The 18,380-nt window shown below is 69.4% G+C and carries 16 protein-coding genes; 3 read left to right on the top strand and 13 right to left on the bottom strand.

Going from position 1 to position 18,380, the window contains the following annotated elements; genetic code table 11:
• Positions 1-30: 30 nt before the first annotated feature.
• Both CG719_RS02775 and CG719_RS02770 read left to right on the top strand, forming a co-directional pair.
• Entirely contained in the window at positions 31-453 is a 423-nt protein-coding gene (locus CG719_RS02775) for an arsenate reductase ArsC (protein WP_100566854.1), read from the top strand.
• Positions 454-482: 29 nt separating this feature from the next.
• Positions 483-956 carry a GNAT family N-acetyltransferase gene (locus CG719_RS02770; RefSeq protein WP_199836509.1) on the top strand — a complete coding sequence of 158 codons (474 nt, stop codon included), beginning with the start codon at positions 483-485 and terminating at the stop codon, positions 954-956.
• Positions 957-1,065: 109 nt separating this feature from the next.
• On the opposite strand, the gene CG719_RS02765 is transcribed toward CG719_RS02770, so the two are convergent.
• From CG719_RS02765 to CG719_RS02755, 3 genes are all read right to left on the bottom strand, one after another.
• Complete coding sequence (locus CG719_RS02765) at positions 1,066-2,196, bottom strand: catalase family protein (protein WP_100566852.1); 1,131 nt, start codon at positions 2,194-2,196, stop codon at positions 1,066-1,068.
• 55 nt (positions 2,197-2,251) lie between these two features.
• Complete coding sequence (locus CG719_RS02760) at positions 2,252-3,604, bottom strand: Dyp-type peroxidase (protein ID WP_100566851.1); 1,353 nt, start codon at positions 3,602-3,604, stop codon at positions 2,252-2,254.
• A gap of 109 nt (positions 3,605-3,713) precedes the next feature.
• Positions 3,714-4,304: a hypothetical protein gene (locus tag CG719_RS02755; protein ID WP_234375386.1), complete on the bottom strand. Its 591-nt coding sequence runs from the start codon at positions 4,302-4,304 to the stop codon at positions 3,714-3,716.
• Positions 4,305-4,724: 420 nt separating this feature from the next.
• Here CG719_RS02755 and CG719_RS02750 point away from each other — a divergent pair, with 420 nt between their 5' ends.
• Positions 4,725-5,402 (top strand): GAP family protein, encoded by a 678-nt coding sequence (locus CG719_RS02750; protein WP_100566849.1) that lies wholly within the window; start codon positions 4,725-4,727, stop codon positions 5,400-5,402.
• Between the two features lie 101 nt (positions 5,403-5,503).
• On the opposite strand, the gene CG719_RS02745 is transcribed toward CG719_RS02750, so the two are convergent.
• The 10 genes from CG719_RS02745 to folC form a co-directional block, all read right to left on the bottom strand.
• A complete protein-coding gene (locus tag CG719_RS02745; RefSeq protein ID WP_100566848.1) occupies positions 5,504-7,483 on the bottom strand; it encodes a TIGR03960 family B12-binding radical SAM protein in 1,980 nt (659 codons plus the stop codon).
• 95 nt (positions 7,484-7,578) lie between these two features.
• A complete protein-coding gene (locus CG719_RS02740) occupies positions 7,579-9,168 on the bottom strand; it encodes a CYTH and CHAD domain-containing protein (protein ID WP_442802701.1) in 1,590 nt (529 codons plus the stop codon).
• A gap of 58 nt (positions 9,169-9,226) precedes the next feature.
• Positions 9,227-10,426, bottom strand: coding sequence for a rod shape-determining protein RodA (gene rodA, locus CG719_RS02735; RefSeq protein ID WP_100566847.1), 1,200 nt, complete (start codon positions 10,424-10,426; stop codon positions 9,227-9,229).
• Positions 10,423-12,741 carry a penicillin-binding protein 2 gene (gene mrdA, locus CG719_RS02730; RefSeq protein ID WP_100566846.1) on the bottom strand — a complete coding sequence of 773 codons (2,319 nt, stop codon included), beginning with the start codon at positions 12,739-12,741 and terminating at the stop codon, positions 10,423-10,425. Before mrdA ends, rodA begins: the two co-directional genes overlap by 4 nt.
• A 71-nt stretch (positions 12,742-12,812) precedes the next feature.
• On the bottom strand, positions 12,813-13,490 hold the full coding sequence (gene mreD / locus CG719_RS02725; protein ID WP_100566845.1) for a rod shape-determining protein MreD: 678 nt from the start codon (positions 13,488-13,490) through the stop codon (positions 12,813-12,815).
• Between the two features lie 14 nt (positions 13,491-13,504).
• Entirely contained in the window at positions 13,505-14,446 is a 942-nt protein-coding gene (gene mreC, locus CG719_RS02720) for a rod shape-determining protein MreC (protein ID WP_100566844.1), read from the bottom strand.
• Positions 14,447-14,607: 161 nt separating this feature from the next.
• Entirely contained in the window at positions 14,608-15,627 is a 1,020-nt protein-coding gene (locus tag CG719_RS02715; protein WP_100566843.1) for a rod shape-determining protein, read from the bottom strand.
• 313 nt (positions 15,628-15,940) lie between these two features.
• A complete protein-coding gene (gene ndk, locus CG719_RS02710) occupies positions 15,941-16,354 on the bottom strand; it encodes a nucleoside-diphosphate kinase (protein ID WP_100566842.1) in 414 nt (137 codons plus the stop codon).
• Between the two features lie 64 nt (positions 16,355-16,418).
• On the bottom strand, positions 16,419-16,781 hold the full coding sequence (locus CG719_RS02705) for a DUF4233 domain-containing protein (protein WP_100566841.1): 363 nt from the start codon (positions 16,779-16,781) through the stop codon (positions 16,419-16,421).
• 6 nt (positions 16,782-16,787) lie between these two features.
• Positions 16,788-18,338 carry a bifunctional tetrahydrofolate synthase/dihydrofolate synthase gene (folC, locus tag CG719_RS02700; RefSeq protein WP_442802700.1) on the bottom strand — a complete coding sequence of 517 codons (1,551 nt, stop codon included), beginning with the start codon at positions 18,336-18,338 and terminating at the stop codon, positions 16,788-16,790.
• Positions 18,339-18,380 lie beyond the last annotated feature (42 nt).

The raw sequence follows: 18,380 nt of genomic DNA, 5'->3' as shown, positions 1-18,380 counted from the left end.
CCGGCCTCCGCCCAGAAAGACACACTGACCATGAACACCTCCGCTGAACGTCCCTCCGTGCTGTTCGTCTGCGTCCACAACGCCGGGCGCTCCCAAATGGCCGCAGCGTTCCTCACCCACCTCGCGGGCGACCGCGTACAGGTCCGCTCCGCCGGGTCCGCGCCCGCCGACACGGTCAACCCGGCCGTCGTCGAAGCGATGTCGGAGGCGGGCATCGACATCTCCGCCGAGGTGCCCAAGGTGCTCACGGTCGAAGCCGTCCAGGCCTCCGACGTGGTCATCACCATGGGCTGCGGCGACACCTGCCCCGTCTTTCCCGGCAAGCGCTACCTCGACTGGGAGCTCCCCGACCCGGCCGGACAGGGCGTCGACGCCGTCCGCCCCATCCGCGACGAGATCCAGAAGCGCATCCGCGGCCTGATCGACGAGATCGCCCCGGCGGAGCAAGCGTGAGTGCCGCGACCGAGGTTCGCATCGTGGCCATGGGCCCCGAGCACGCCGCCGAGGTTCTGAGGATCTACCGACGCGGCATCGACGAGGGCGACGCCACCTTCGAGACCGCCGCACCCACCTGGGAACGATTCAACGCCACCAAGCTGTCCGACCACCGGCACGTCGCCGTGGACCAGGGCGGCAAGGTGCTGGGCTGGGTCGCGGCGGTGCCGGTGTCCGACCGGTGCGTCTATGCCGGCGTGGTCGAGCACTCGCTGTACGTCCACCCTGACGCCCGCGGCCGAGGAGTCGGCACGGCGTTGCTGAACGCGTTGATCGCCTCGACCGAAGCAGCGGGCATCTGGACCATCCAGTCAGGCATCTTCCCCGAGAACACCAGCAGCCTCGCCCTGCACCAGAAGGCGGGCTTCCGCATCATCGGCACGCGCGAACGCATCGGCCGGCATCACGGCGTATGGCGCGACGTCGTGCTCATCGAACGCCGCAGCCCTGCGGTCGCATAGGGCGCACACCGAGGTGCTGCCCGTACTCCGAAGCCAGGTACGGCCGGCCCATGTCGGCACATCGCGCAGGGATTGTGATCGGGGTCGCTTGCCGTTACATCAGTCGGCCTCATTGGGCCGGGCCAAGTACCTCGTCGGCGCTGCGGGGCTCTGTGCGCGGCTGGTGGTTGAGCTTGTGGCGCGCGATGGAGGACCGCCGGTAGACCTCTTTGCGGGCTCGCATGATGTTGCCCAGGGGGGCGTGTTCGGCGGTGACCCGCCAGGGGGTGAAGGACAGTGAGTCCATCTTCTCCAGGTTCTCCGGGTCGGAGATGTCCTGTTGCGGCAGTCGCAGTTTCGCCACGGTGACGGACGGCGAGAGCTGTTCGGGCCATTCCACGGTGGTGTCCTCCACCGGCATGCGCTGTAGGTCGGTGCAGAGCTGGACCTGGATGTCGAAGGCGTAGGGCCGCTCTTGGAGTTCGGCCTGCAGGGCCGGTCGGAAGACCTCCGACGCGGAAGTCGGGTCGATGGTGCGCCGGACCACCGCGGAGGCGAAGGACGGGTCCGGGGTGATGCGCACCTTGGCGATGTAGTCCCCGTGCCGGACTGCGCCCATCGTCCAGTAGCTCGACAGCAGTACGTTGACCGGGGAGATCTTTGTCAGGCGCAGGAAGGCCAGGAATTCATCCCATGCCCAGTTGTCGTGGTCCAGCGTTCCCTTTCCGGTCACGAACTCGGTGAAGAAACGATGTGCGCCGGGTCGGCCCTGGGAGAAGTAGGCCGGCGCGTTCAGGAACAGTTCCTGGATGAACAGGTAGTGCTCGACCGTGTTGCAGAAGAAGATCGGTCCGTTGATGTTGGCGTAGTCGAATGTGCCAGTGTCCGGTTCGTCTTCCAGCAGGGTCGGGCCGGGGATGTTGAACATCTTCAGCGCCAGTCCGGTGGCGGCGCCCAGTCGCGCGTCGGCTCCGGCGTGGGGCGAGCCGTTGGAGAAGCGGATGAGCGCGTCGTGGGTTCCCGGAGTCGCGTAGATGCCCTGGGCGTACTCGGGGGGCAGCCCGTCCAGGATCTCCACTTCCCCTCGGACCAGCCCGTAGCCCTTGGCATGGGCGTCGCGCAGGGCCCGTCCGGTGCCGCCGGCCTCGACCGACTCGGCGATGTAGCTCTCGGTCTTCTCGATCACCATCTGCACGTTGCGGTCGAAGTCCGGGTCGTCGTCTTCGACATCAGGCGTGTAGCGGACGAACTGTGCTGCCATGACTTCGACCTCTCCTCGGAGAGCGTGATCGGACCTCAGGGAATGGGAATCGCCGTCAGTCCTCCAGTTCGGCGAGCCAGCGCAAGGCGCGCAGCCCCGGCACAAAGCAGTACTCGCCGCCCCGGGTGACCACGAAGCTGGGCAGGTTCTGCAGACGGCGCCGAACCGGCTTCTCCGGGATGGTGACGCTGCCGGTTCCGCCGTGATGCCCGGCTACCGGGTCCTTCTCGCCGGGGTAGCCGATGAAATTGCCGTCGTTGACCCATTCGGCCTTGATGAACTCAAACTGCCGTTCCAGATGGGCCCCGAGGAAGACTCCGACCAGGCCCCGGTCGGCGCCGTCGTCCTCCAGCACGCCCTCTGGCAGCGGCGGGCCGTAGGTGGTGCCACGGCGGATGAGGCGGTGCATCCGCGCATCGCCGATGATGGTGGAATCACGGGGGTTGGTGCGCCGGATGTGCGCACCGGCGGGGCACCGGTACCCCCGGTCGTCGTTCTCCCGGTACAGGAAGTTGTTGACGCGGTGCGCATCGGCCGCCAGCTCCGGATCATCGTGCTCCGGGGTCAGCGTCAACGGCGCTCCGCTCGGCCAGCGCCCGACCATCTTGGCCGCCAGGAGTGCCTCCTCCTCGGCGCTGGAGCTGTTCGCGCGCAGGTACCGGCGCCAGGCCGCCACGTTGGTGTGGATCTTGCGGACGGCCGCGTAGGTCCCGTTGTGCCCCAGCACATCGGGGCTGGGCATGGGCGGCAGACTGCCGGTTTCATCGGGGTAGCCGAGGATGAACTCGCCGGCCTTGATGGGGGCTTCCCGCGGGTTGGAGCCGGGTAGTCCGACGCCCTCGATGTTCGGATGGCTGATGCCGTCACGGAACCCGAAGGTGGTGCGCCCGGTCGGGAGCTGGTGGACGTCCTGCTGCCAGATCACCTGGACACCGGGGGCCTCCTCGTAAGCGACACGGGCCCGCTTCAGTTCCTTGTCCAGCTGCGCCGTATCTGAGGAGAGGACACTCAAGGCGATGTGGACATCGCCCGTTCCGAACGGTGCCTCCCAGTGGGCCGGTGCACTCTCGCCCACGTCGCCGATCAGCTCCGCCCGAGCGGCCATGCCCTCACGAAACGCCCGCGGAAAGCTGTCCAGCGACTCCTGGGGTACCCCCAGGGCCCTCAGCCCCTCATAGGTGAACGCCACAGCGACCCAGGCATCCTGGCTCCGGTCCGCGCTGGGCAGACCGCCCGAGGTCACCGGGAGCAGCCGCCGCAGCAGGGCACGCCCGGCATGACGGTCATCGACGCGCAGGAAGACGAACTTTCCCTCGTACGGCACGGGCCTCGGACGCAACGCCCCGCTCTGGACATCGTCGATCTCGACGCTGACGCCGGCAGCGCTGCTGCTGTCCGCAGTGTTCATGATCGCTCGTGCCTCCACATCGGTCTCTGCCTGGGCAGCCCCGCAGCGGCCGCACCCACCGACGCGGTCCAACGTTGGGTCGGTTCCGAGGATTGGTTGTGTCCGGGTTCTAGGCCGAGGCTTCCTCCAACAGCTTCTGGAAGGCAGGCGTGGCCACCAACTCCGCGTTGGCCGGGTTCTCCAGGGCCGACCGGAACTCGGGGGTGTCCAGCACCTCCTGGAACGCGTCGTCCACGCGGTGGTCCTTGAAGATCTGCTGAACGGTCAGGTCGGGATAGGCGCTGACGAAGACCCCCGCGGGCGCCTGGTGGGCGATGAACCAGTCCTTCACCCCTGGATCCTTGACGCCGGGGAACCCCTCGCTGTGCGAGAAGACCTTGTCGAAGCGTTCCCCGACCACCGTCTTGGCGAAGTCGTCGATGTAGGTGTCCCAGGAGCCGTCGAAGACGCTGGCGAACATGAAGCGGGTGTCGTTGTCGAAGATCACGTGCCGTGCGTCATGCAGGGTGCCGATCTGGCGCAGCGCCGCATGGACCCTCTCGTCATCCGCCACGTCGGCCATCGCGGCGAGATCCTCACGCAACGCATCCGCATGGCCCGGCTTGATCTCGGTGAAGACGGTGAACTCGCTGCAGACCCCATCCGACCTGCCTGGCCGCTCGGGGTGAGCTGACTGGGTTGCACCTGTCGTCGCAGTCATCGTGTGATTCTCCTGCCACGGATCGGTGCGAGGGCCGCCAAGCACCCGGACATGAGGCGCCATCGCCCCCACACATCAATCCTCACTACGGATGCAATGCCTCGCATCCCGGGCCCTCGGCACTGTGGTCACCTGAGGTGGATCCCCGGGAGAGTCCGGCACTGCGGCGTCCAGCCTGATCCCTCCCGCCCCGAAAAGCTCCCGAGGACAGATCCGGCCAGGCGCAGGAAGATGAAATGGATGGGACGTGCCGAGTACGTCGTCGTCGCCATTCGGGCAGCCACTTCTTCCGCACGGCCGTGGAGACAGTGCTCAGCCGATCGCACACCAACCCGTTGCGCCGCCGAGGCGGTCGGGGCACCCTCTCGCGCCAAGCCCTACTCAACCGGATCGCCACCCTGACCTCATGCGGAGGCAACCATGGGCGCAGTTCTCGGTGACGTGCTGGGTTTCGCGGCGGCCGTCGCGGTCAGTCCCCTCCCGATCATCGCCGTCATCCTCATACTCGCCACGCCCCGAGGACGTCTCAACGGCGTCCTCTTCACCGTCGGCTGGATCCTGGGACTCGCGGCACTGGGCGCGGTGATGCTGGCGATCGCGTCCCCGGCAGGTGCCTCCGCCCGCAACCACCCGGCCACCTGGGTAGGAGCCCTCAAGCTCGCCCTGGGCCTGTTCCTCGTCCTCTTCGGCGCCCGGCAATGGCACCGGCGCCCAAGGGATCCCTCGCAAGCTCAGCTGCCGAAGTGGATGAGCGCGATCGACCGCCTCACGCCGGTCAAGGTCTTCGCACTCGGGCTGGCCCTGGCCGCGCTCAACGCCAAGAACGCCCCGCTGACCATCGCCGCGGGGGCCGCGATCGGCTCAGCCGGCCTGCCGGTAGGGCAGCAGATCGCATCTCTGGCGATCTTCGTCCTGATCGCCACCCTCGGCCTGCTGGCCCCACTGGGAGTTTTCCTGCTCGGGGGAGAGCAAGCCAAGACCACACTCGGCAGCTGGAAAAACTGGGCAGCTCAGCACAATGTCGTCGTGATGGCGGTCTTGTTCTTCGTCCTCGGGCTGAAGCTGCTCGGGGACGGCATCTCCATCCTCGTCTCCTGACCTGACAGGCATACCCAGGCATGAGGATGTGGTCGCCCACAGACATGCAACAGACCGACGAGCCCCCTCCCCATCAGACCCGATCGAGTGCCTCGCTCACCTCAGTGCGCGTGACCACTCGCAGCCGGCGTCGGAGCCGCGTTCTTGACGGTCAGAGGCAGCAACTTCTTGCCGGTCGGGCCGATTTGGATGGATGTGTCCATCTGCGGGCACACCCCGCAGTCGAAGCACGGGGTCCAGCGGCAGTCGTCGACCTCTGTTTCGTCGAGGGCGTCCTGCCAGTCCTCCCAGAGCCAGTCCTTGTCGAGGCCGGAGTCGAGGTGGTCCCAGGGGAGGACCTCCTCGTAGGTGCGCTCGCGGGTGGTGTACCAGTCGACGTCCACGCCGAAGGGGACCAGGGCCTTGTCCGCGCACGCCATCCAGCGGTCGTAGGAGAAGTGCTCGCGCCAGCCGTCGAAGCGGCCGCCGTCGTCGTAGACGGCGCGGATGACGGCGCCGATACGGCGGTCGCCGCGGGAGAGCAGGCCCTCGACGATGCCGGGCTTGCCGTCGTGGTAGCGGAAGCCGATCGAGCGGCCGTACTTCTTGTCGCCGCGGATCTTGTCGCGGAGCCGCTGCAGGCGGGCGTCCGTCTCCTCGGCGGAGAGCTGGGGTGCCCACTGGAACGGGGTGTGCGGCTTGGGGACGAAGCCGCCGATCGAGACCGTGCAGCGGATGTCGTTGGAGCCGGAGACCTCGCGGCCCTTCTGGATCACACGGGTCGCCATGTCGGCGATCTGGAGGACGTCCTCGTCCGTCTCCGTGGGCAGACCGCACATGAAGTACAGCTTCACCTGGCGCCAGCCGTTGCCGTAGGCCGTGGCGACGGTGCGGATCAGGTCGTCCTCCGAGACCATCTTGTTGATGACCTTGCGGATGCGCTCGGAGCCGCCCTCGGGGGCGAAGGTGAGGCCCGAGCGGCGGCCGTTGCGGGTCAGCTCGTTCGCCAGGTCGATGTTGAAGGCGTCCACGCGGGTGGACGGCAGCGAGAGGCCGATCTTGTCGGCCTCGTAGCGGTCGGCGAGGCCCTTGGCGACGTCGCCGATCTCCGTGTGGTCGGCCGAGGACAGGGAGAGCAGGCCCACCTCCTCGAAGCCCGTCGCCTTCAGACCGGCCTCCACCATGTCGCCGATACCCGTGATGGAGCGCTCGCGCACCGGGCGGGTGATCATGCCGGCCTGGCAGAAGCGGCAGCCGCGCGTGCAGCCGCGGAAGATCTCGACCGACATGCGCTCGTGGACCGTCTCCGCCAGCGGCACCAGCGGCTGCTTCGGGTAAGGCCACTCGTCCAGGTCCATCACCGTGTGCTTCGACACGCGCCACGGGACGCCCGACTTGTTGGGCACCACGCGGCCGATGCGGCCGTCGGGCAGGTATTCGACGTCGTAGAAGCCGGGCACGTACACCCCGCCCGTCCGCGCCAGTCGGAAGAGGAGTTCCTCGCGCCCGCCCGGGCGGCCCTCCGCCTTCCAGGCGCGGATGATCTCCGTGACCTCCAGCACCGCCTGCTCGCCGTCGCCGATGACCGCGCAGTCGATGAAGTCGGCGATCGGCTCGGGGTTGAAGGCCGCGTGGCCGCCCGCCATCACGATCGGGTCGTCGATCGTGCGGTCCCTGGCCTCCAGGGGGATCCCGGCCAGGTCCAGGGCGGTCAGCATGTTGGTGTAGCCCAGCTCCGTGGAGAAGGACAGGCCGAAGACGTCGAAGGCCTTCACCGGGCGGTGGCCGTCCACCGTGAACTGCGGGACGCCGTGCTCCCGCATCAGCGCCTCCAGGTCGGGCCACACGCTGTAGGTGCGCTCCGCCAGGACGCCCTCGCGCTCGTTGAGGACCTCGTAGAGGATCATGACGCCCTGGTTGGGCAGGCCGACCTCGTAGGCGTCCGGGTACATGAGCGCCCAGCGGACGTCACAGGACTCCCAGGGCTTGACCGTGGAGTTGAGTTCTCCGCCGACGTACTGGATCGGCTTCTGCACATGCGGGAGCAGAGCTTCGAGCTGCGGGAACACGGACTCGACGGTCTCGGCGGCTTCGGCAGGCATCTCGACGGACCTTCGTGAGCTGACAGGGGTGACCACCAAGCGTAACCCGGTCCCGGGACTGCCCCGAACGCCCGGAAGGCCGTCGCGGGGAACGCTCAGAGGGCCGTCCTCCCCTTCTTCCCCTTCCTGGCCTGCTTCCTGGCCTTCCTGATCGCCCTCCAGATGTCCGGCAGCCGCGCCTCCAGCTCGGCGGCTCGCTGCTCCTCGCGGCCGTGGAGCACCCCGTACGTGAAGGCGCTCTCCCCCGCCGCGTGCGCCTGTCCGGCCAGTTCACGCAGGGTACGGCGGGCCATGACGCTGTCCTGGTGGTCGCCGAGCAGGCTCTGCAGCGACTTCGCCGCCTTCACCAGACCGGAGGCCGGATCGCCGAGGGCGGGCACGGCCGCCTCGGCCGCGTACCGGGTGGCCTTGGCCCTCTTGCGGGCCTCGTGCAGGGCGAGGTCGCGATCGTGGCCCGGCGGCTGGTCGAGAGCGTGCTGGAGCAGGGCGGAGAGCGCCGCGAGGTCCTTGCGTACGGCCTTGGCGATCACCTTGGCCGGTTTGCCGGCGGCCGCCGGGCGCAGCGGCGGGTCGGCGAGCAGGGCGTCCAGTGCGTCGAGGAGGGCCAGATGGCGGTCGCTGTCGAGGTCGGCGACGAGCCGCCGGCGCGCGTCGCCGTGGGCGGTCCCCGACCAGGTGCGCAGCCGGGTGCGGACGGGGCCGGTGACCAGGGTGTAGGGCAGGTCGTCGAGGGCGGCGGTGAGGCGTTCGGTGAGGACTTCCTGGTCGCGGTCGCGGCCGAGTTCGGTGGCGAGCCGTTTCAGTTCCGCGCGGAGCGGGTCGGTGGCGGTCCGGTCCAGGACCGTGCGGTAGGTGCGCAGGGCGCTGCGCAGGCGGCGGGTGGCGACGCGCATGCGGTGGACGGAGTCGTACTCGTCGCGGCGTACGGCGGGGTCGAGTGCGACGAGGGCGTCGCGCTGGGCGCGCAGGTAGGCGAGGACGTGGTCGCCGGCCGTCTTCGGGGCCTTGTGCCGGGCCGGTGCGGGGCCGGGGTGGTCCGGCGTGGCGGTCTCGGTCAGGGCGCGGGCCAGTTTGGAGGGGGCCCGGGAGGGCCGTACGCCCGCTTCGCGCAGGCAGGCGTCGACGGCGTCGAGGAGGGCCGGGTCGCCGTCGTCGGCGAGTTCCACCTCGATCTCGGTCCACTGGGCCGCGCCGCCGTGGCCGGTCAGCCGTTCGGCGCGTACGGCGTCGACGGCGACCTCGGCGAGCGGGGTGCCGTCGGCGTCGACGAGGTGGCGGGTGCCGCGCCGGGTGCGGAGGCGGACCAGTGGGAGCAGTTCGCCGTCGCGGACGCGGGAGCGGACGAGCGCGGCGAGGGCGGGTGGCACGGTGTCGGAGAGGGGGGCGTGGATCTCGTCGCGTACGCCGGTGGTGACCGGGAGCTTGAGGTGCCAGCCCGCGTCGTGGCCGCCGGTGCGGCGGCGCAGGGTGAGTCCGTCGGCGGTGAGTCGTTCGTCGGGGGTGTCGTAGTAGACGGCGTCGAGTTCGGCGGCGCCCCGGTCGACGACGGCCGCGACCGGTCCGACGCCGGTCAGGACGCCGGTCAGGACGCCGGTCAGGTCGGGCGGCCCGCCGTCGCCGGTCTCGTACTTCCGCTCGATCTCCCTTTTCGCCTTCATGTCCGCCACGACCTTCATGTCCGCCATGACCCGAATCTAGTGCGGGTACGGGTCCGGCGGCAGGTGTCCGGGTCGCGGGTCGCCGCTAGGCCGACATGGGCCGCTGCACTCTGATCGACTGGAGCAGTCCGATCGCCACCCAGACCGCGAACATCGACGAGCCGCCGTAGGAGACGAAGGGCAGGGGCAGGCCGGTGACCGGCATGATGCCCAGGGTCATGCCGACGTTCTCGAAGGACTGGAAGGCGAACCAGGCGACGATTCCGGCGGCGACGATGGTGCCGTAGAGCTCGGTCGTCTCGCGGGCGATGCGGCAGGCGCGCCAGAGCACGACGCCGAGCAGCACGATGATCAGTCCGGCGCCGGCGAAGCCGAGTTCCTCGCCCGCGACCGTGAAGACGAAGTCGGTCTGCTGTTCGGGGACGAATTGGCCGGTGGTCTGGGAGCCGTGGAAGAGGCCCGCGCCGGTCAGACCGCCGGAGCCGATGGCGATGCGGGCCTGGTTGGTGTTGTAGCCGACTCCGGCCGGGTCGAGGCTGGGGTTGGCGAAGGCGGCGAACCGGTTGATCTGGTACTCGTCCAGGATGTGCAGCTGCCAGACGGCGATGCAGCCGACGACGCCCGCGGTGAGCAGGCCGAAGATCCAGCGGTTGGAGGCGCCGGAGGCGAGCAGCGCGCCCAGGATGATGGTGAGCAGGACCAGGACCGTGCCGAGGTCGGGCATGAGCAGCACGACCATGATCGGTACGGCGGCCAGTCCGAGCGACTGGATGACCGTGCGGTGGTCGGGGTACATCTTGTCGCCCGCGTCGACCCGGGCCGCGAGCAGCATCGCCATGCCGAGGATGATCGTGACCTTGACGAACTCGGAGGGCTGGAGCGAGAAGCCGCCGCCGAGGACGATCCAGTTGCGGTTGCCGTTGATGGTGGCGCCGAGCGGGGTGAGCACCAGCAGCACGCCGGCGACCGAGAGCCCGTACAGGATCGGTACGACGTTGCGCAGGGTGCGGTGGCCGAGCCAGACGGTGCCGATCATCAGGGCGAACCCGATGCCGGTGTTCGTCAGGTGCCGGATCAGGAAGTAGTACGGGTCGCCCTGGTTGATGCCGGTGCGGTTGCGGGTGGCGGAGTAGATCAGGGCGGCGCCGATCGCGGACAGCGCGAGCGCGCAGAACAGCATCGGCCAGTCGAGCCGGCGGGCGGCCGAGTCGCGGGCGAAGACCCGTGTCCAGCCGCCCCGTTGGGGGCCGTATCCGGAGATGGAGAAGCTGTTCGCGCCGGTCATGCGGTGGTCCTCCGGCTTCCGCTTCGGCGCTGGCGCCTACGGGTCTGGCGGTTGCCTGTGGTGGGCGAGGCGGTGGTCGCCGGCGGCAGCTGGTCGTTGGGCGAGGTGCCGCCCTGCTGGTCGCCTGCCGTGGTACCGCCCTGCTGGTCGTTCGGCGCGGCACCACCCTGCTCGGCGGCCTGCTTGGCGTTCTCCTCCTGGTCCTTGGCCGGGTCGGCGGGGACCTTCGGGGCGGCGATCGAGCCGTCGGACCGGATCTGCGGCAGGCTCTTCTGCGGGGTGGGCAGCAGGGCCTTCTTGTTGTCGATGGAGCCGTCGCCCTGGACGCCGTACATGGCGCTGTAGATGTTGCGGACCGCCTCACCGGAGGCGCCGGAGCCGGTACCGGCCTGGGCGATGGTCATGATGACCGAGTAGTCCTTGGTGTAGGTGGCCAGCCAGGAGGTGGTCTGCTTGCCGTAGACCTCGGCGGTACCGGTCTTGGCGTGCAGCGGGATCTTGTCCTGCGGCCAGCCGGCGAACTTCCAGGCGGCGGTACCGCGGATGGCCACACCGGCCAGGGCCTGGTCCATCATGTTGCGGGTGGCCTGGGTGACGGGCAGCTTGCCGTGGGACTTGGGCTTGATCTCGGTGACGTTCCTGCCGTCGGGGCTCACGACCGCCTTGCCGATGGTCGGCGTGTACATGGTGCCGCCGTTGGAGATCGCGCCGTAGATCACGGCCTCCTGGATCGGGGTGACGAGGGTGTCGCCCTGGCCGATGGAGTAGTTGATCGAGTCGCCCTCGCGCAGCCTGTTGCCCTCCAGGCAGTTCTCGTACGCGATCTTCTCGACGTAGCTGCCGTCCTTCTTGCCGGTCTTGCACCAGCCGTCCTTGTTGGCCTCCCAGTACCGCTGCTTCCACTCGCGGTCGGGGACACGGCCGGTGACCTCGTTGGGCAGGTCGACGCCGGTCTCCTTGCCGAGGCCGAACTGGTGGGCGGCCTTGTAGAAGTAGTCCTTGGGCTTGCCCTTCTTGGGGTTGATGCCGCCGTCCTTCTTCCACTCGTTGTCCGAGAGGTAGTAGAAGACGGTGTCGCAGGAGACCTCCAGGGCCCGGCCGAGCGAGATCGGGCCGAAGTTCTCCCCCTCGAAGTTCTTGAAGACCTGGTTGCCGACCGAGTAGGAGCTGACGCAGGGGTAGTTGCCGTTGAAGTCGTAGCCGGCCTCGACCGCGGCGGCCGTGGAGACCACCTTGAAGGTGGAGCCGGGCGCGGACTGCCCCTGGATGGCCCGGTTGAGCAGCGGGTAGTTGGAGTTCTTGCCGGTGAGCGCCTTGTAGTCCTTGGAGGAGATGCCGCCGACCCAGGCGTTCGGGTCGTACGTGGGCGCGGACGCCATGGCGACGATGCGGCCGGTCTTGGCCTCCATCACGACGACGGCCCCGGAGTCGGCCTTGTAGTTCCTGTTGGTGTTCTTGTCCCACTGGGTCCGGGCGGTCTTCATCGCCTTGTCCAGCTCGTACTCGGCGATCCGCTGGACGCGGGAGTCGATGCTGGTGACCAGGCTGGAGCCGGTCTCGGCCGGGTCCGACTTGGACTTGCCGATGACGCGGCCGAGGTTGTCGACCTCGTAGCGGGTGACGCCGGCCTTGCCGCGCAGTTCCCGGTCGTACTGCCGTTCAAGGCCGGAGCGGCCGACCATGTCGGAGCGCAGGTAGGGGGAGTCGGTGTCCTTGGCCCGCTGGATCTCGTCGTCGGTGACCGGTGAGAGGTAGCCGAGGACCTGCGCGGAGTTGGACTTGCCGGGCCCGGGGTAGCGGCGCACGGCCTCGGGTTCGGCGGTGATGCCGGGGAAGTCCTCGGCGCGTTCGCGGATCTGCAGGGCCTGGCGCGGGGTGGCCTCGTCGGTGATGGGGATGGGCTGGTACGGCGAGCCGTTCCAGCAGGGCTGCGGGGTCTTGGCGTCGCACAGCCGGACCTTCAGCATGACCTCGTCGACGTCCATGCCGAGGACGCCGGCGAGCTTGGTCAGGACCGCCTTGCCGTCGTCCTTCTGCTTGAGCAGGTCGGTGCGGGAGGCGGAGACCACCAGCCGGGTCTCGTTGTCGGCGAGCGGCACACCGCGGGCGTCCAGGATGGAGCCGCGAACGGCGGGCTGGACGACCTGCTGGACGTGGTTGCCGGAGGCCTCCTTCTGGTAGTGGGCGCCCTCGCGGATCTGGAGGTACCACAGCCGGCCGCCGAGCGTGCCGAGCAGGGAGAGGACGAGGATCTGGATGACGACGAGCCGGGTCTGGACGCGTGGGGTCCTGCCGGTCTCGGGAATATTTGTCATGGGTGCTGCCTCCCCCTCTCAGTGCGTGTAACGGACCGGTGCGGCCGGTGAAGCGGCCGACTGCCGTGCTCTCACAGGCGCTTGACCCCCTTGATGCGGCCGACCCGGGTGGTGCGGGTGCGGGCCTTGGCCTTCAGGCTGCCGAGCGCGCCGCGCCGCCCGCCGATGCTCAGCCCGGTGCCGGAGGAGAGCCAGCCGGATGAGATGTCGGCCTTCTTGCCGGCGGAGCCGGTGTCGGCGAGCGGATCGTTCTCCGCGCGCCTGGCCAGCCACATGATGCCGGGGACGACGAAGGGCGCGAGCAGCAGGTCGTACACGGCGGCCGTCAGCAGCAGTCCGCCCAGGCCGACATGGCGGGCGGCGGTGTCGCCGACGAGGGCGCCGACGCCCGCGTACAGCAGGGTGGAGCCGAGGGCGGCGCCCACCACCACGGCCATGGGTCCGGTGGCCGACTTGACCTGGCCGTTCTCAGGCTTGATGAGTCCGGCGAGGTAGCCGATGACGCACAGCACGAGCGCGTAGCGGCCGGCGGCGTGGTCGGCGGGCGGGGCGATGTCGGCGAGCAGTCCGGCGCCGAAGCCCACGAGGGCGCCGCCGACATGGCCGTAGACCATGGCCAGGCCGAGCACGGTGAGCAGCAGCAGGTCGGGGACGGCGCCGGGCAGGTGCAGCCGGGACAGGACGCTCACCTGGATCACCAGGGCGACGACGACCAGCGCGGTGGAGAGCAGGATCCGGTTGATGCGCATGGGACGTGAGGCTCCTACTGCTGCGGCCGGTCGGGGGCGTAGGCGTCGGCGGAGGGAGTGACCGTCACGGTCACCGTGGGCGTCGGGGTGGGCTTGGGCTTCGGCGGCAGGACCTCGTCGCGCGGGTCCTTCTTCGGGGCCTGGACGACCACGCCGACGACGTCGAGTTTGGAGAAGCCGACGAACGGCGTGACGTACACCGTGCGGGTCAGGTCGCCGCCGGAGGGGTCGACGCGGGAGACGACACCGACCGGGACGCCCGGCACGAAGGGCTTGTCGGCCTGGGAGCCGAAGGTGACCATGCGGTCGCCCTTCTTCACGTCCGACTTGCCGTTGAGGAGTTGCACGCGCAGCGGCCGGTCGCCCTGGCCGGAGGCGAAGCCGAGTTCGTCGCTGCCCTCCATCCGGGTGCCGACGGTGAAGTCGGGGTCGTTGGCGAGCAGCACGGTGGAGGTGCTGGGGCCCACGGTGGTGACGCGGCCGACCAGTCCGTCGGCGTTGAGGACGGTCATGTCGCGCTGGATGCCGTCGGAGGCGCCCGCGTCGATGGTGACGGTCCAGGAGAAGCCCTGGGTCGCCCCTATGGCGATGACCTGGGCGCCCTTGATGCCGTACTGGCCCTCGCCGGCCAGCTTCAGCATCCTGTTCAGCTGGGTGAGGCGGCTGCGCTTGCGGTCGTCGCTGCCGAGTTCGGCCTTGAGAGCGGCGTTCTCCTTCTCCAGCGCGGCGAGCCGGTCGTGGCGTTCGCCGGAGTCGCGGACCGCGGAGACCGCGTTGCCGACCGGGTTCACCGCGGCCGACACGCCGTTCTCGATCGGACCGAAGACGGTGGCGGCGGCCTGCCGGGCACCGTCCACCGGGGAGTTCTCCCCGCCGCGGATGTCCACCGTGATCAGCGCGAACGCGATGGCGATCAGCAGCACCAGGAGCAGCCGGCTCTCTTTCGTGTCCCTCACGTGCGGCGGCCGTGCCTTCCTCATAGGAACTGGGTGGCCCCGGCGAAGCGCGGTCTGCGCGCGCCATCCCAAGGGGCCCGCTTGCGGGAGCTTAAGCCTCTATATCAACGATCCGCCGTACGAGAAAAGATCATCTCGTACGGCGGAGTCGAAGAGTTGTGTCATCTGCGGGGCTGGGCGTCAAGTACCTGCTGGAGCGCCTCGAACTCCTCCACGCACTTGCCCGAGCCGAGCGCCACGCTGTCCAGCGGGTCCTCGGCGATGTGGATCGGCATGCCCGTCTCACTGCGCAGCCGCTCGTCCAGTCCGCGCAGCAGTGCGCCGCCGCCGGTCAGAACGATTCCGCGGTCCATGATGTCGCCGGACAGCTCCGGCGGGCACTTGTCGAGCGTCGTCTTGACCGCGTCGACGATCGCGTTGACCGGTTCCTCGATCGCCCTGCGCACTTCGGCGGCCGAGATGACGACGGTCTTCGGCAGGCCGGAGACCAGGTCCCGGCCGCGGATTTCGGTGTGCTCGTCGGAGTCGAGGTCGTACGCCGAACCGATCGTGAGCTTGATCTGTTCGGCCGTGCGCTCACCCAGCAGAAGGGAGTACTCCTTCTTGACGTGCTGGATGATGGCGTTGTCCAGTTCGTCGCCCGCGACGCGGATGGACTGGGCGGTGACGATGCCGCCGAGCGAGATGACCGCGACCTCCGTGGTGCCGCCGCCGATGTCCACCACCATGTTGCCCGTGGCCTCGTGGACCGGCAGGCCGGAGCCGATGGCCGCGGCCATCGGTTCCTCGATGATGTGCACCTGGCGCGCGCCGGCCTGGGACGAGGCCTCGATGACGGCGCGGCGCTCGACACCGGTGATTCCGGAGGGCACGCAGACGACGACGCGCGGACGAGCCAGATACCGCCGCTTGTGGATCTTCAGGATGAAGTAGCGGAGCATCCGCTCGGTGATCTCGAAGTCCGCGATCACGCCGTCCTTGAGCGGACGGACGGCGACGATGTTGCCCGGCGTGCGCCCGATCATCTTCTTCGCCTCGGCGCCGACCGCGAGGATCCCACCGGTGTTGGTGTTGATCGCGACGACGGACGGCTCGTTGAGTACGATCCCGCGACCCCTGACGTACACCAGCGTGTTGGCGGTCCCGAGGTCGACAGCCATGTCACGGCCGATGAACGACATTGAGTTCCCCATCAGGATTCGTCTGGCCTTCCCTGGGAGCTTTTGACGGCGGTTCAGGTACGGCGAGGTGGGTGCTGTGGCGTGAAGGCTTCCATCGTAGACGCGCCTGCACGAACACTGCGCGAGGGTCTTCGCCATTGTCAGCAGATGGCGTACCGGCCCGCTTGTGGAGACGGTCCATCGGGGGCACTCGTTCCCCCGATCGGCACCGCGTATGCCACTGGGCGGCCGGGTTCGCGCGGCCGCCCAGGTCAGGCGGACTGCCGAGCTGACGGGTCGTCAGCCCGGCGGGGCCGGGGAGGGCTCTCGGGGGTCAGCCGCGGCCCGGGAAGAAGATCTTCACCTCGCGCTCGGCGGACTCCTCGGAGTCGGAGGCGTGGATCAGGTTCTCCCGGACGATCACGCCGTAGTCGCCGCGGATCGAGCCGGGGGCGGCGGCGATCGGGTCGGTCGGGCCGGCCAGCGCGCGCACGCCCTCGATGACCCGCTCGCCCTCGACGATCATGACGACGACCGGGCCGGAGGCCATGAACACCATCAGCGGCTCGTAGAAGGGCTTGCCCTTGTGCTCGCCGTAGTGCTGCTCCAGGGTCTCCGAGTCCAGGGTGCGCAGGTCCAGCGCGGTGATCTGCCAGCCGGCCTTGCGCTCGATACGGCTGATGATCTCGCCGGTCAGGCCACGACGGACGGCGTCGGGCTTGAGGATGACGAGGGTGCGCTGGGTCACGGGTGGCTCCTTCACCTGGCAGATGTGCGGTGGGACGAGGTTACAGGGCGTGTCGCCGTTCCTGTCACGCAGCGTCAGCCGGAGGGCCGGCCTCGGCGGCCTGCGCCGCGAATCTGGCCTTGGCCTCCTCGATCTTCCGCCCGAAGTGCACCGAGGCCCACCACAGGGCCGCGAAGATCACGCCCAGGAAGTACATCGTCGGCACGACCAGACCGGACGCGATCAGCGCGGCCTGGAGCACCCAGCCGAGGACCACACCGCTGGGCCGGGTCACCACGCCGCACAGCAGCAGGCACAGCAGCATCGCGATGCCGCTGACCGTCCACACCGTCGCCATGGACAGGCCGGGGTCCTTCATCGCGACCAGCGCGGCGAAGCCGATGACGAAGAACTCGCCGATCAGGGTCGAGGAACACAGCGTACGCACGAGAAGTCAGCCTCTCCCCAGGAGCAGTCGGGCCTCACCGACGGTGATGACGGAGCCGGTGACGAGCACACCGCCGCCGGAGAACTCGCCCTCCTCCTCGGCGAGCGTGATCGCGGCCTCCAGCGCGTCCGGCAGCCGCGGCTCGACCTGGACCCGGTCCTCGCCGAACACCTCGACGGCGAGCGCGGCCAGTTCGTCGGCGTCCATCGCGCGGTGGCTGGAGTTCTGCGTCACCACGATCTCCGCGAAGATCGGTTCGAAGGCCTCCAGCAGACCGCGCACGTTCTTGTCGCCGCTGGCCCCGACCACTCCGATCAGGCGGCTGAAGTCGAACGCCTCCTGGACCGCCTCGGCGGTCACCCGCGCGCCCGCCGGGTTGTGCGCGGCGTCCAGCACCACGGTCGGCGAGCGCCGTACGACCTCCATGCGGCCCGGCGAGGCGACGGACGCGAACGCCTTGCGCACGGTCTCCGGGTCCAGCGACTCGGCGCGCTGCGCGCCGACGCCGAAGAACGCCTCGACGGCGGCGAGCGCCACGGCGGCGTTGTGCGCCTGGTGGGCGCCGTGCAGCGGCAGGTACACCTCGGGGTACTCGCCGCCCAGGCCGCGCAGGGTCAGCAGCTGCCCGCCCACGGCCACCCGGCGGGCCACGACACCGAACTCCAGCCCCTCGCGGGCGACTGTCGCGTCGACGTCCACGGCCTTCTTCAGCAGCACCTGGGCGGCGTCCACCGGCTGCTGGGCCATGATCACGGTGGCGCCCTGCTTGATGATGCCGGCCTTCTCGCCCGCGATCTCGCCGGGCGTGGAGCCCAGGCGGTCGGTGTGGTCCAGGTCGATGGGGGTCACCACGGCGACGTCACCGTCGATGACGTTCGTGGCGTCCCAGCTGCCGCCCATCCCGACCTCGACGACGGCCACGTCGACCGGCGCGTCGGCGAAGGCGGCGTACGCCATGCCGGTCAGCACCTCGAAGAAGGACAGCCGGTACTCCTGCGAGGCGTCGACCATCTCCACGTACGGCTTGATGTCCTGGTACGTCTCGACGAACCGCTCGGCGGAGACCGGGGCGCCGTCCAGGCTGATCCGCTCGGTGATCGACTGCACGTGCGGGGAGGTGTACCGGCCGGTGCGCAGGTCGAAGGCGCCGAGCAGGGCCTCGATCATGCGGGCGGTGGAGGTCTTGCCGTTGGTGCCGGTGATGTGGATCGACGGGTACGACCGTTGCGGCTCGCCCAGCACGTCCATCAGCGCGGCGATCCGGCTGACCGAGGGCTCCAGCTTGGTCTCGCCCCAGCGGGTGGCGAGCTCCCCCTCGACCTCGCGCAGCGCCTGGTCGACCTCGGGGTCCTCCGGGCGCCCGGGTACGTCTGCCTGCGGCGGCCCGCCCTGCGTGCGCAGGGTGCGGCTGCCGGCCTCGATCACCGCGAGATCGGGGTCACGGGTGGTCTCGGCCTCGATGATCTCGTCGAAGGAGTCGAGGGGGTCGGGCTGACCGCTGCTGTCCGGGGGGAGCTCACTCACGAGGCCAGTGTACGGAGGGCTGCTGACATACATGGGCGAAGGCCCCCGGAGTCAAGTGGCTCCGGGGGCCTTCGC

Source organism: Streptomyces sp. CB01373 (assembly GCF_002803075.1).
Taxonomy (GTDB): domain Bacteria; phylum Actinomycetota; class Actinomycetes; order Streptomycetales; family Streptomycetaceae; genus Streptomyces.
This window is presented reverse-complemented; position numbering and strand designations above follow the sequence as displayed.